The 13,477-nt window shown below is 34.9% G+C and carries 17 protein-coding genes, 1 tRNA gene and 1 pseudogene; all 19 read right to left on the bottom strand.

Features of this window, described 5'->3' with window-relative positions:
- Nucleotides 1–118 precede the first annotated feature (118 nt).
- Nucleotides 119–265 carry a hypothetical protein gene (locus H9I35_RS08690; RefSeq protein WP_187419023.1) on the bottom strand — a complete coding sequence of 49 codons (147 nt, stop codon included), beginning with the start codon at nucleotides 263–265 and terminating at the stop codon, nucleotides 119–121.
- 610 nt (nucleotides 266–875) lie between these two features.
- Nucleotides 876–1,106, bottom strand: coding sequence for a hypothetical protein (locus H9I35_RS08685; RefSeq protein ID WP_187419022.1), 231 nt, complete (start codon nucleotides 1,104–1,106; stop codon nucleotides 876–878).
- Between the two features lie 191 nt (nucleotides 1,107–1,297).
- Nucleotides 1,298–1,684 (bottom strand): RHS repeat-associated core domain-containing protein, encoded by a 387-nt coding sequence (locus H9I35_RS08680; protein ID WP_187419021.1) that lies wholly within the window; start codon nucleotides 1,682–1,684, stop codon nucleotides 1,298–1,300.
- A 293-nt stretch (nucleotides 1,685–1,977) separates the two neighbouring features.
- The gene (locus H9I35_RS08675) at nucleotides 1,978–2,460 is read right to left on the bottom strand and encodes a hypothetical protein (RefSeq protein WP_187419020.1); all 483 of its coding nucleotides are present in this window, start codon (nucleotides 2,458–2,460) and stop codon (nucleotides 1,978–1,980) included.
- Nucleotides 2,457–2,822, bottom strand: coding sequence for a hypothetical protein (locus tag H9I35_RS08670; RefSeq protein WP_187419019.1), 366 nt, complete (start codon nucleotides 2,820–2,822; stop codon nucleotides 2,457–2,459). The genes H9I35_RS08675 and H9I35_RS08670 overlap by 4 nt, the downstream gene beginning before the upstream one ends.
- 267 nt (nucleotides 2,823–3,089) lie before the next feature.
- Complete coding sequence (locus H9I35_RS08665; protein WP_187419018.1) at nucleotides 3,090–3,569, bottom strand: hypothetical protein; 480 nt, start codon at nucleotides 3,567–3,569, stop codon at nucleotides 3,090–3,092.
- Nucleotides 3,556–3,699, bottom strand: a complete 144-nt coding sequence (locus H9I35_RS08660) for a hypothetical protein (RefSeq protein WP_187419017.1) — start codon at nucleotides 3,697–3,699, stop codon at nucleotides 3,556–3,558. Before H9I35_RS08660 ends, H9I35_RS08665 begins: the two co-directional genes overlap by 14 nt.
- A gap of 402 nt (nucleotides 3,700–4,101) precedes the next feature.
- Complete coding sequence (locus H9I35_RS08655; RefSeq protein WP_187419016.1) at nucleotides 4,102–4,473, bottom strand: hypothetical protein; 372 nt, start codon at nucleotides 4,471–4,473, stop codon at nucleotides 4,102–4,104.
- A gap of 237 nt (nucleotides 4,474–4,710) precedes the next feature.
- A complete protein-coding gene (locus H9I35_RS08650) occupies nucleotides 4,711–4,983 on the bottom strand; it encodes a hypothetical protein (protein ID WP_187419015.1) in 273 nt (90 codons plus the stop codon).
- A 531-nt stretch (nucleotides 4,984–5,514) separates the two neighbouring features.
- On the bottom strand, nucleotides 5,515–5,880 hold the full coding sequence (locus H9I35_RS08645; RefSeq protein WP_187419014.1) for a hypothetical protein: 366 nt from the start codon (nucleotides 5,878–5,880) through the stop codon (nucleotides 5,515–5,517).
- Nucleotides 5,881–6,497: 617 nt separating this feature from the next.
- Nucleotides 6,498–6,731 (bottom strand): annotated as a pseudogene (locus H9I35_RS12540) (RHS repeat-associated core domain-containing protein); the annotation flags it as partial.
- A 269-nt stretch (nucleotides 6,732–7,000) separates the two neighbouring features.
- Nucleotides 7,001–7,843, bottom strand: a complete 843-nt coding sequence (locus H9I35_RS08635; RefSeq protein ID WP_187419013.1) for a hypothetical protein — start codon at nucleotides 7,841–7,843, stop codon at nucleotides 7,001–7,003.
- A 156-nt stretch (nucleotides 7,844–7,999) separates the two neighbouring features.
- Nucleotides 8,000–8,434, bottom strand: a complete 435-nt coding sequence (locus H9I35_RS08630) for a hypothetical protein (RefSeq protein ID WP_187419012.1) — start codon at nucleotides 8,432–8,434, stop codon at nucleotides 8,000–8,002.
- Between the two features lie 415 nt (nucleotides 8,435–8,849).
- On the bottom strand, nucleotides 8,850–9,329 hold the full coding sequence (locus H9I35_RS08625; protein ID WP_252722634.1) for a hypothetical protein: 480 nt from the start codon (nucleotides 9,327–9,329) through the stop codon (nucleotides 8,850–8,852).
- 841 nt (nucleotides 9,330–10,170) lie between these two features.
- Nucleotides 10,171–10,671, bottom strand: coding sequence for a hypothetical protein (locus tag H9I35_RS08620; protein ID WP_187419011.1), 501 nt, complete (start codon nucleotides 10,669–10,671; stop codon nucleotides 10,171–10,173).
- Between the two features lie 437 nt (nucleotides 10,672–11,108).
- On the bottom strand, nucleotides 11,109–11,597 hold the full coding sequence (locus H9I35_RS08615; protein WP_187419010.1) for a hypothetical protein: 489 nt from the start codon (nucleotides 11,595–11,597) through the stop codon (nucleotides 11,109–11,111).
- A 35-nt stretch (nucleotides 11,598–11,632) separates the two neighbouring features.
- The gene (locus H9I35_RS08610) at nucleotides 11,633–11,809 is read right to left on the bottom strand and encodes a hypothetical protein (protein ID WP_187419009.1); all 177 of its coding nucleotides are present in this window, start codon (nucleotides 11,807–11,809) and stop codon (nucleotides 11,633–11,635) included.
- Between the two features lie 138 nt (nucleotides 11,810–11,947).
- Nucleotides 11,948–12,020: transfer RNA gene (locus H9I35_RS08605), tRNA-Met, on the bottom strand.
- 469 nt (nucleotides 12,021–12,489) lie between these two features.
- Nucleotides 12,490–13,467 carry a hypothetical protein gene (locus H9I35_RS08600; protein WP_252722633.1) on the bottom strand — a complete coding sequence of 326 codons (978 nt, stop codon included), beginning with the start codon at nucleotides 13,465–13,467 and terminating at the stop codon, nucleotides 12,490–12,492.
- Nucleotides 13,468–13,477: the final 10 nt, after the last annotated feature.

The raw sequence follows: 13,477 nt of genomic DNA, 5'->3' as shown, positions 1-13,477 counted from the left end.
GATCGGAATAGGTAAATAATGCAAGTTTCAATTCACGCTCCCCTGAGGGTGCGACCCAAGAGCTTTTTAAGCCCGTCTTCGAGTTCCCAGTTTCAATTCACGCTCCCAGCAGGCGGATCTATCTGCTCAAAAGATTGTTCATGCGCCTTACGAAGTCGGCGGGATCTTTCAGCTCTTCGCCGCCGACGAGCAGCACCTGATCGAGCAGCACGAAAAAAATATCGGCGATGCGTTCTTTGTCCTCGGTATCTTTGAGCTTTTGCACGATCGGATGATCGCTTTTATCTCCCGCTTAAACCCGCATTCCAATCGGGCAATGTTGGATTGTCGTATACCGGTTTTTTAGGCACGCTGCTTTTGTGTCATTTTCTTTCTAGTCCGCGCCTTTATAATCCGGCTTATCAGCTCATATTCAAGTGCAAGAGCGCCGTTTGCGTAAGCGGAAATTATTATCCAGCATGCCTTCGGTACCCAAAGCATCGGCCGGATAGGCATATCGCGTGTCGTAGATATCCGCTATTTCAGAACGACGCGTTATGTACCAACCGGCTTCGCTTGAAGCTTCACCTATCGGCTCGCTGCGAAGAAGCTCCGTGGTGCTCCAATCCGGCATAAGCAGATGGAGCCATATATAAAAAAACTATCATTTATAGCCTTTTATTTTTTATTATCGCCATAAAAAAACATAAAATATACATTATTGCTTTTATAAGCAAAATAATAACTACCAATAATATATAATACTTATTTTCTGTATTAATATCTAATAGTTTTTTTCTCCATACAAAAATAACAATAGTAAATGAAACTATTCCTTGCAATATCCATGTTTTTCTATTTATGTTATCGTAAAGCTCAAATATTGTCATACACTACTATTCCTTATTACCATATAGCCATTTACAGTATTTTTTGATATTTTCTGTTTTACCGACTTGTACCCATGTAGCCTGAGCGGTACCAGGAAGAACTCCTTTACGAATTGCTCTATCTCCTTTCATAACATAATTAGGTTTATTCTTTATAAAGTCTGGTGCCCTAGCCGATACTTTTGGTAATGGTGTTAAAACGGCAGATGCAGCACCTGCTTTAGCTAAAAATTTCATGTTATCTACAACACCATCAAATAAGTTAACTTTATTATCTGAATCAACTATATTATTTACAATATTTTGAACTACTATTCCTGGTACACTCGCGCCAGCGCTTACAACGGCACTGCCTGCAAGTTGTATTAATTTTCCACCTTTATTAGCAAGACTTGCAACATTTGATACAGATCCAAGTCCAACCGTCGTTAATGCACCTGAAACAAAAGCCCCACTATTTCGTCTGCATTTACATCAGTCCAAAGCTCAGCACCTCTTTTTCCCTGCAAATAATTTCCTCCAACTTGGAAAGCATAATCAATCCCGGCAGATATTAATCCTCCTATTATTGCGGCTCCAAATACATTCTCGCCATCAGGGTCCGTATTCTTTACCGAGTTATTATTGCCGTAATGATAAAGGTTCAAATTTAATACATTAAACGCACCGCCTTCACCTGTACTCGTTCCGCTCACGTAATCACTCATCGCCGGATCCGCACTCAGCCACCGACTGTATTTCGCATCCAAGTACCGTGCACCGTAGTAATAGAGCCCCACGCACAAAACGCCGGCTATCGTGCGTGCTTCATCCATCTCCTTTGACGTAAACGCCGCAACCTTGCGGTTGCTTCCTGAGTTTTACTCTACAAAACTCGTAAAAAAGCGTGTGCTTGGCAAATATGCTTTTCTACAGCTCAAACGCCATGATTTTGAGCCACTGCTGAATTGTCAAAAATCAAAGCTGCAAAACAGTTCATGGGAATATCTTGCAGAAAATTTCTTATCAAGTCGTTTTATTATAATGCAGTAACGAGGAATTGTACTATATTTTGATTCGAAATATAATACACCACAACAGCAAGGTATCGTCTCCTTTTATTTTCTAACTAGCTGATACGTACCGCATGATAAAACCAACCACGATAAGTAATTATTATTTCATCATTATTTATTTGATAAAATGAAGAACCAAAAACATAATAGTTGATTTTCTCATCATGAATATATATATTAATTTCCTTAATAATTTTATTTGTTATCCTTAAATCCTTAAAAGTATAGCCGGGGTACCAAGTTCCCGTAGTATAAGATTTTAACTGTTCATCGGTAAGAAAGCTTTCTTCTACATTACATTGATTTATAAATTTTTTATTTGCAAAGATTATCCCCTTTTTGTCATATTCAATAATTGCTACCATATATGCATATGCTTGTTCTTTTGTAAAATCGCCTAAACCAAGATAATCTTCATTAATAACAAATATATTATCAACTTTCCATTTGCCGATATAACTTTGAAATTTTATATCTTGAGCGGACAATACAACTACTCCCTGTAAGATTATACTTAATAAAAATATTTTTCTCATATTTTCGTCCCTTTTTTCCAGCTTGAAGAAATACTCGACGGTGTATCACCATGTTTATAGTCACCATATAAAAACATTTGGATCTTATTATACCTTCGATTCTTTAATCGGGGAGGGAGAGGGATAGCATACGGGTTATCTTCCGTTACGCCTTCCGCTTCTATAAGCTGGTAGAGTGCATCGTAGGTGTATGTCTGCTCCGTGCTGTAGCGAGCGCCGTTCATGCAGTCGTTCGTATATTTTTCCACATTGCCCACGTCGTCGAAACTGTGGTTTTCAGGACGACGCTTTATGTGCCATCCGGCTTCGCTTGAAGCTTCGCCTATCGGCTCGCTGCGAGGCCGTACTTCGGTAACCCTCATCCCCGCCGCCGCTTTCGCCGGCGGGGAATACTGCGCGGGGAAGCAATCTGGCGTAGACGGGACTAAAATATACAATAACACCATTCGAGGAATTACCATTTTTTATAAAACATCATCTTTTTCATTTTTTGCTTTTCTGTCTATTAAATACCAATTTATAAAGGTACTTAACATAGCCACAATATACATCATTGGAAAATACAAAATTGTATCAATTTTGAAAAGTCATTTCGTCCCCTTATTACCAATATTTTTTTTAGCATGTTATTATTGATTTTTTTTCATACTATGAAATTTTAGATAACAATTCGTTACATCAACACTATTATAATTAAGCTCTCCATAATACGAAGAAGGGTCATAAACGGTTTCTATCGGAATCTTATCAAGTTCACAACGTATAATAAAAGAGCCTTTTTCATTTAATTCATGAATTTCTTTATCTTCTTTTGTAAATCGCTTTCTTATATCTAATATAATATTCCAATCTTGTCCGAAAATATATTGATAATGAATTTCATATTCTAAAATCTGATAAGCACCTTGTCTCTGAGGTTTAATTAGAAATTTAGGATAATAATAAAGATTATCATGTTCGGTCAAATTTTTAACTTCACATTTCAAATATTTATCAATATCAGGATTTCCTTCACCTCGTATAACTTTCTCTTTTGCACATGAAAAAGTCAGAAATACACAAGATAATAGGACAATTAAAACTATCGATTTAAAATCAAAATTTTTCATCACTAGAAATAACATTATCCAAATATCTCCAGGCACCGCTTTTTTTATCTGTATCATCAAATTGCGTTTGTATCGTTTTTTCGCCAATCGTAAAAGTACCTTTTGCAATAGCAAATAGTTCAGCTTCCAACAGTATAATAAATTTATTCTCGGATGCCGATGCTTTTGCTCGCGGCGGGAATGCTGCGCGGTGCTCCAATCCGGCGTAGGAGGAATTTCCTACATTAAAAACTGTTTTGCAACTCCTGTAAAAAAAACAGACTCTCGGCGAATATGTTTTTTCTACAGCTCAAACGCCATGATTTTGAGCCGCTGCTGAATTGTCAAAGAACGAAACTGCAAAATATTTCATGGGAATATTTTGCAGAAAATTCCTTATCAAATCGTTTTATTATAATGCACTAATGGCGAGATTGTGTCAATTTTAGTTCTCAATTTCATTCCTGAAAAAAGTCACAGATCCATCATGCTGCGTTAAAACAGAATCTCTGGAATGCCATCAAAAAACTCCTCTATTTTATTAAAAAAATTACTATTCATTAATAATAAAATAGGTAGCTGCACGTTCTTCACATTTTGAAATAAAATTTTCCCGTTCACTTTTTTCTTGCAATAATATTAATTTCTTTTTTAACTCCTCTTCACAAGTGAATATCCAATTCAGATTGGGTTTTGTATCATCTTCGTAAATCCATATATTAACAAAGTAGACGGCAAACATATATTCATCATTTATTTTACCTTGCCATTGGATATCAATTGGAATTTGATATTTTTCTGTATCTTTTATAAAACTGATAGCGGAACGACGGCCTTTATATATTTTACATTTAGAAAATCCTTTTTTTGAGAAATAAGTATATAATTTTTCTTTTACTATCTTAAAAAAGATATCTTGATCCATTCTATCATACCTCCTATGTTATTTATTAATTATATAAATGTGGAGCTTAGAACATCTTTCTTATTCTTTCGTTAGTGTATATAAAAATTTCTTCTCCCACAATACAAATTTTTATACTTTATATTCCTAGTCCGCATTCAGAATCAAATATAGAAGTTTACTAATTTTTCTTACTGTTATCACAAAGGGATTCCTCGCTCTAGCATACCTTACCTATCATATATTTATCGCCTTCACTTATGGGGCAGGCACTGGATTAACCGGCATCCGGGGTTGAACACTCGTACCTAATAAAAATAATCCAATTCCTACAAGTAACGAAAGACCTTTTTTTACTATATCTTTTTGTTTTTCTTCTTTAGTTTTACCATCATCCAATGAATAAAATATCATACCGGGATGATTTGCCTTATCAGTATATAATGTTATTTTCCCAGAAAAATCCATAGGGTTACTTGACATTATATTAGTACTAATCTCAACTCCATTTAAATCATCTAATATTTCCATCCCCTTTACTGCTCCTTCTCCATAGCGAGCAATATATTTATCAAGTTGTTTATCATCTTTTTTGTTGCCATATATGAAATAGGTTTTATTTCATAAAATTCTCTCTTTTTATCTGTATTTACCCTTTGATAATCCACAAAAAAACATCCTTTTTTGCCAGGATTAGGACTGGGTAAATAAAAAGGAGATGACCCTTTTAAGTAGATTTTAAGTATCGTTGGATTTCCTTATGTGTATTAGTTCCTAACACTGCCCACGGCTTTACGGGTACTTTACCTGTAGGATCATTATATTTTATCGGATTATTATTTGCATAATTAAATAAATTAAATGCAGTTACGTTAAATATTCCATCATTGGGTAGGCTTTGGTTATGCTTCTTCGCCTCATCATTCACCGGCGCAAGTTGATTTCCTATACTTTGCTCCCACCTCCATAATTATCATCAGGTGAGATAGCTCTAATATCAGCTCTTTTTCCACCTTCTTCGAACATAGCGGGAGGATATACTATTTGTTCCTTCATTATATTTCAATATTCATCTTCATCGAAATTAATATTTTCCAACAACCAGGAAGGTTTCTCCTTTTCCGGTCCTGTCCATCCCCATTCGCTCAACATTTCTATAGTAGCTTCTCGTATATCTGTATCATAATTCAATAAATTATAATCAAAAATAGCTATATTATAATTTTTGAATTGTTTGTAGAAACTATCCTGTATACAATTTAATTTATCAAGGCTATTCAGGACTATTGTTCCATTGCGATTACCAAAATTTTTAAACAAAATTGTTTCAATCTTAAAATTATCGATTTCAATATAAAAAGGAATTTGAATATTAATTTTCAAATCATTTGCACATATTATCCAATTATCTTTTGATATTTTATCCATAATTAATCTCCAATAACAGGAATATGACCAACAGAACCAACATGCCTATGAGGATTTTGTGAGCTTGGTAATTTACTACCCGCATGTCCATTTGCATCAAATCTAACTTTATTAGAAGGAAAGGGATCTGGAAGCTCTTTATTTAAATCAATATATGCTTACATATCAGATTTATTTATGCCACCAGCTTTCTTGTCTTGTTTTGTCATTTCAATTAAATCTTGTTTCGCTTTACTAAATACTTTTGAATTATCTCTTATTTTATCTGGAGTTTTTGAAGGATTATTCCCTTTAATAACCGTACCAACAGCCTTTTCAAGTATCTTTCCTGCCATAACAGCAGCTGTTCCGGCAGCCGCAGATATTGTTGCGTCTTCTAGCGTTGCTTGCTTTCCTGCTACTGTACTTTCTGCTAAATATGCTGTAGTTCCTGCGATAGCTCCACCAGCAAGCTGCGCACCAAGAGCAAGACCTGCTGTAGCTGCAACCATTCCTCCAAAGACAGCTCCGCCAACAGCAGCGGCAACAATTTCTCGACCTGTCTTATCATCACATGCAGCTTTTAACGCACCAAATCCAGCTCCAATTATTGCACCGGCAATAATAGTAAATGCGTTTCCATCCGGATCCACATACTTCACCGGATTATTCCCCGCATAGTGATACAGCTGGAAGTTTACGACGTTGAACACACCGCCCATACCGGGCAAATTCTGATTATGTTTGCGTGCCTCGTCATTTACAGGAGCCTGCGGTACGTATTCACTCACCGCCGGATCTGTCGACAACCACCTACTGTACTTCGCATCGAGATACCGCGCTCCGTAGTAATACAGCCCGGTCTCCTTGTTCTACAGCTCAAACGCCATGATTTTGAGCCGTTGTTGAATTGTCAAAGAGCAAAACCGCAAAATATTTCATGGGAATATCTTGCAGAAAATTCTTTTCAAATCGTTTTATTATAATGCAATAATGGCAAATTGTAAAATGTTATCTGTAGTCAAAGTTTATTTTTAGATAACGGATAAACGACATTTAAAAGAAAAATCAAATATTTTGGTATAGGAAGCATGCAACAATGCCCCACTGTTTTTTCAAAAACTACAGTATCTAAGAGAAATTATTCAAACCTTATTGGTTCAACACAAATGTTTTTAATCTTGTTATCATTAAAAAATTTATAAACCCGATTTGAAATTAAAACGCGCCTACAACACAAAAGACCATCTCCGGTAAATTCTTGGCTTAAATAAAAATCTTTGTCCAAATGTTTTAAAATTTCTTTTGAAACAGTAATTTCAGAACCATCCTTTATCAAATCTTTTTTTTGATTACAGACCTTACACTCAATAACTTTTTTTACTTCATACTTCAGTTTTGTCGGAAAAACAGTATTGATTTTAAGTTGAACAATATTATCAATAGGCTGTTTTGTTTTTATATTTTTAACCGGTAAAAATTCTATTCCAGTAAACCCTTCCTTTACTAATAAATCACAAAGTTCATTCGTAATAAAAAAAGTATCATAAACCCAGTAAAGTCCGCCAAATCTTATTTTTTCTATATTAAAAGATTTTTTTATGTAAAAAGAATCGTTTTGAATCAGTCCACTACCACAATTTGTGCAGAAATTCGTAATGTCATAAGTATAATTTATATATGATTTTTTGACATCAATTGTTTCGGGCTGAGGGTAACCGGAATATTTTCTGAGCCATAACTGTAAATATGCAGCTGCATTAAGTTCTTTTTTAGAATAGTCAAGGCTGATTTGTATTATCTTTCCAGCCTTCGTATCTAAAAATTTTTTAATTTCTATAAAATCTGCTCTACTCTCAGGTATCTCAAAAATTAAAAGCAATCCTTCTGAGTATTTGATTTTATGACAAACCAAGTACTCTCTTATCTCTCTTTTAGGATCATCCTGATTGGTATTAAAAATATATCGATAGATCTTAGTCATTATTCTAGCCCTAAAGTTTATGCAGTAGCTTTTAGTAATTCCGGATACTCTGCATATATTTTTTGAGCAGCTTTCCATATCTGTGATACGAAAAGTTCTTCATACTTTGTTTCATATAGCGGAAAAGTATATAAGAAAACATAGAATCTATTATCGTTATATACCGAAATGAATCAAATTCATATTTTTATGCTTTGCCGATAAAATAAAATCCAGAAAATCTTTTAATTCTTTTATTAGAAAAGCCTTATCCAATTTCTTTTCCTTCATTACCTTTAAGATCTCTTCGCTTCCTAAAGTTTCCATAAATATATGAATACGATTATACAGTTCTAAAAGTTGATCGTTATGAATATATGTCATACCCATATATGCTAAATTATCTATTTCTTTAATGTTTTTGTAATCATAAAATTTTATATTCTTTAATTTATCAATAAACAAACAAAGTATATCATCATGAATATACATGATAGATTTTAATAATTTCTTATCATAGATAACAAATTTCCCGGTATTCTTATTCAATTCATTATTATCTATAACTGCAAATTCATGTGTTAGACTAGTCATTTCGGCTCTCTTTCCCATCGGTACCCCTCATTCTCGCCGTCGCTCGCGGCGGGAACGCTGCGCGGGGAAGCAATCCGGCGTAAGCGGATTTTTCTACATTAGAAAGTGTTTTGCAACTTCTGTAGAAAAAACATACTCTCGCGAATGTGCTTTTTCTACAGCCCAAACGCCATGATTTTGAGCCGTTGCTGAATTGTCAAAAATCAAAGCTGCAAAATATTTCATGGGAATATCTCGCAGAGATTTCTTTACAAACCATTTTATTATAATGCACCAATGACGAATTGTAAAATGCTATTGTGATTGTTATGGAATTATTTTATGCCATGTCGAAAACTTATTTCTTGCGACTATTCATAACACACATTCTGCTTAATGGAGCTGCCACGAACGGCAGTGGAACGAACCTGCATTTTTTTGAATAAAAAATCCTTTATTCAAAAAACCGCGTTTGTATGTCCTTTTTTTGATTTTCAAGCACCCATATTTTCCCTGTTTTATAAATGTATATATGGGTAAGATAAAATTTAGCAATTTCCTTACTTAGGATAATTTTTCCATCATTAAACGGATAAAACTCAATAACGTTACCATACGGAACATCAGCAGGAACACAGTGAAGATTTATTATTTTTTTTATATTTCCTTTCTGAAAATAATATATTTTCGGCCCAATCCATCCATTTTCATGCACGTCATAATAGTGTCCTTCTTCGAAAATTATTATTTCATCAAACTCCTTACAATAAATTGATAAATCAATAGAATTATTTTTCTTTATATGAGATATAATACTCCTCTCTTCTCTTGATTTACAAGAAGTTAATAAAAACAAAGAAGAAAACATTATAAGGATTATTAAAAATTCTTTTTTTTCAATCATTCCGAAAGTCCCTGATTGTTTTTCGTACAAAGTACTGAGTACGCATTATAATATTCGCTGTCACTTATTTTTGTTAATCCTACGCTATAAGTTCCATCCTCGTTTTTGGAAACTGTATACAAACCTGTCTCATGAAAAAGGTAAATACTTTTTTACATCATCTTCTTCTGAGATTTCCATATGTACAGTATCATCATATTGATCTTTCCGAATTTTATTTTTTCATGGTCTAAAAAAAATACTCCTCTTTACAAAACTCTAATAAATCATTTTCAGAACTCAATATTGTTATGTATGAATAACGATAAAATCCTTTTATAAATGAAAATCCTCTTGGAAAATATGCTATTTCCTTTTCAACTTTATCTTTTATAATTATTAAAACTCCTAATTTTCGAACTTCTTTATATTTTACAAATCTATTATAATAGATTTTATAAAGATAATCCGCTTCGTGAACTAGAATTAACTGATATGTAAAGGATTTACATAAGAAATCAAAAACCCTCCTTATTTATTAACAATCCCCCTGCAAACCGGTTTATTATAATGCACCAATGGCAAATTGTAAAATGCTATTGTGATTGTTATGGAATTATTTTATGCCATGTCGAAAACTTATTTCTTGCGCCTATTCATAACGCACATTCTGTTTAATGGAGCTGCCTCGGACGGCAACGGAATGCGCCTGCGGTTTTCATTTTTGGGAGAAATGTTTTTTATGAACAGAAAAGTTCCCGCCGGTACTTTGCATTACGGAAGATTCTTTCTCCGGGGAAAGCCCTTTGTACGGAAGCTTGCGGCAGCGCGATCTGAGCAATTTTCCTCGAAAACTACGGGGTCTTAATTTTTACTCTGTGGAGTTAAATGATCAGAGAAAAGTCTTGTATAAACGAGACGGATATGCTTCTTTGCATTCTACTATGTAGTCAATTTCTTCTGTGTAATTTTCTTCATCTAATGAATAATGGCAGACAATTTTTACAGGAAATTTATCATTCAGCTTTCCATGCCGCCATTTAAACATATTATAAAAATTTACCCAGCAAAAGTCTTTTGTATTAAAATCGGAGAATATTAATTTTTCAACTCCTGAATAATTAATACCATCAACTTCATAATTTTTGAAAATAACCCTATTCTTGTTAGAATCATCCGGTTCATAAACATTATGCCTTTTTAAAATTCTATGCTTATTGTCATATAAAATTTCAAGTTGATTGTTGCGTACTTGCTTAAAATTCTGTTTAGCAAAAACCCTAAAACCCAAATGCTGAGTTTTTAAGAAGATTACATTACCGACAGATATCCTCATAATAGAGTCTTTTTTTGATAACTGATTTATTTGAGTTGGATTAAATATATTTTTCATACTTGTATCATTTTTACAAGTAAACTCATAATATTTGCGTTTTTTAAATAAAGAAAAAACTAACAAAAGACAAATTGATACTAATATAGAGCGGTTAATTATTTTTGACATCTAAGTTACCTTGAATTAAATCCATAATTAGAACCGACGCTCATACTCCAATAAACCGGTTTAGTACCGGTTTGGCGGAAGAACGGCTTCATATCATATTGTCCATGGATACTTCCTAATGTTATACACATTATAGTTACGCGAGAAACATAACCGTAATTATACGTTGACGAATCTATTCCTGTTCCAACATAATTACCTTGTGCATCGAAAAATATTTTTCAACTTACCTGCCTTCTACCATTTTCTCCGCCATTCGTTTTATTATACGAGTGTTCCCCGTTAGCGGCAAGGTTTTACGCGACACTTTAGTATTCTTCTTTCTTTTAAACCGAAAACATAGAATTTAGCCATTGCGTTTTGAACTTGGGATATAATACAACCCCCAACCACTCTTCCTTGACACTTCCATCGGATAATTCAAACTGCACTTTTAAACTTATATATATCGGTGTATCGTCTTCCATATCATCCAAATTAAATTCTTTCGGCAAATCATATCTTTCACCCTCGGAATCTGTAGTTGAAAATAATTCATTGCTTCTATACTCAAATGTATTTTTATTGACAATAACTTCTTCAAAAGTAACGGTTTTACATAATGTATTTTTAATATCACAAGTTAGTATTAGTTTATAAGGAGGTATATCACCTCCATTTCCAATGCAGCCAAAAATATTAGCGTATATTTCAACACCATACAGAAAATAAGAGCAATTATTAGAAGAATACGTTTTAGTTTTTGCAGGGTAAACCAAACATGAGGCCAATAATAATAAGAATGGGAGAAACAAAATATAAAAGCACTTTTTCATTTTTTTAATCCTCAGTATTGGTTTTATTTTTGCAATCAATGACTTCCTTCGCTTTGCTCACTGCCGAGTTTGCGCTGCAAACTCGCTGCAGATGGCGCTGTTGAACTGCTGTTGGGAGCACGGAAATCAAGTTTTGAATCATATCTGTCTATTATCTGTTTATTGAACTCAATTTTAATCACTTTACAGGTTTTAAAATCGAGAATATCCATAAAACACTCAAAAAAAATTGTTCTTTTTTCTAAAAATACCATAACTCATTCAATGACAACAGCAATTTCCCAAAATTGATTTCCGTGACTTAACTCCTGTTAAAAACAAAAAACCACTCATTTCTGAGTGGTCTGTTTTAGCGGGGGCAGGACTTGAACCTGCGGCCTCCGGGTTATGAGCCCGACGAGCTGCCAACTGCTCTACCCCGCGTCGTATGTTCGATTATAGTATTGTTTATCGACTAAATAGTCAAGAGCACGGCAATTCCGAGCAGTGTCCGTTCGCGTTACATCCTTGTATCGCTCACTACCGCATTTTGCTACGCAAAATGCGCAAATGCTATGCAAAAGTGCGACACGGCATCCGTGCCGTGCATCGGAAGCGGAGCGCGAAGTTTCCCGCGCCACTTGCAACGAGCGCGGAGCGCGAAGTTCCCCGCGCAGGATTTGCCGAGCTTCTCCAATCATCGGCACTCTACACAAAGCATCTTGCGACAGAGTTCTCCTAAGGAATCACGGTAGTCTTTCATACCTTGTTATTTTATCCGAAAGGATAAAGCATGAAAGCCTCCGCACGGATAAAAGAAAAACAGCTTGGTCGTTTTTCAAATCTCGGCTTATCAGAGCAAACCCACATTTTCTTTTACAAAAAAAGTCCCCCTGCTGTACGAAAGCCGCATTCACTTTATTTTCCCGACTATATCCACGAACTTATTCGGAGCGGATATTCCAACCGTTTCTTTCGTGTCTAAATCGTGTCTGTACCAAATAAGTCCGGGATACCACGTCAAAAGAAAATGTCTGAGCGGGGACAACGTCTCGGAAGTATCTTTTGAAAAATAAAGATATGTCCCATCAAGATAATATAAATCCTTGCCTTTATACCTCGTACCTTTCAATAAATCGCGTTTCAAACCCGTATCGTACGCCGTTTTCGTTTCCAAATCATAAATCATTATGCGTCCGTCTCTGTCTCTTCCTACGAGCTTTTTTCCGTCCGCTGATACGGTAAAATATTCCCACATCCTGATCAACTTGTATTGTTTTACAAATCCGTCTTCACTCGAACGTACCAGTTCGATTCCGTCATTCGGTGCGCCGTAATGCCCCCATTCATTTTCATACGGAATAAATGCCGCCTCATCGATTTTATAATACCCTATGCCGAAAAATATCGTATTGTTTTTAAATGCCATCGGTTCAAAAAGCGCTCCCTGATTAATCGTTATATGTATCGCCGTATCGTCTGCAAGCGGTGATATAATATATCGATACGCACCGGCATCCCTATCATTCGATATCAGCGCGTTGCCGTCATCGATACCGTATACAAAACCGATGTAGTTTTTTTTAACTATAGTATTTTGAATATCAGCGATTTTATCTTTTACTTCATAGAAAAAAATATCTCTGCTTACTTTGTTTTCGAGTATGTCATATACCCTGCGTGTACTGTATATTACAAGCCAAAGCCGATGTTCCGAAGCATCATAAAAGCAATCAGGCACATCGTCATAACCGGACAGTTTACATTGCTCTTTTAATGCGGTAAAAGAAATTTGCGTATCGCCTATCCATACGTCGCTGTCGGTCGAGCCGAAAAACAAAAGATTATCTTCCGTTATTTGAACGTCGGAAGCGGAGCAAGAGCAAAGCATACAAGTTCCG

It is taken from the genome of Treponema sp. Marseille-Q4132 (assembly GCF_014334835.1).
Lineage (GTDB): Bacteria > Spirochaetota > Spirochaetia > Treponematales > Treponemataceae > Treponema_D > Treponema_D paredis.
This window is presented reverse-complemented; position numbering and strand designations above follow the sequence as displayed.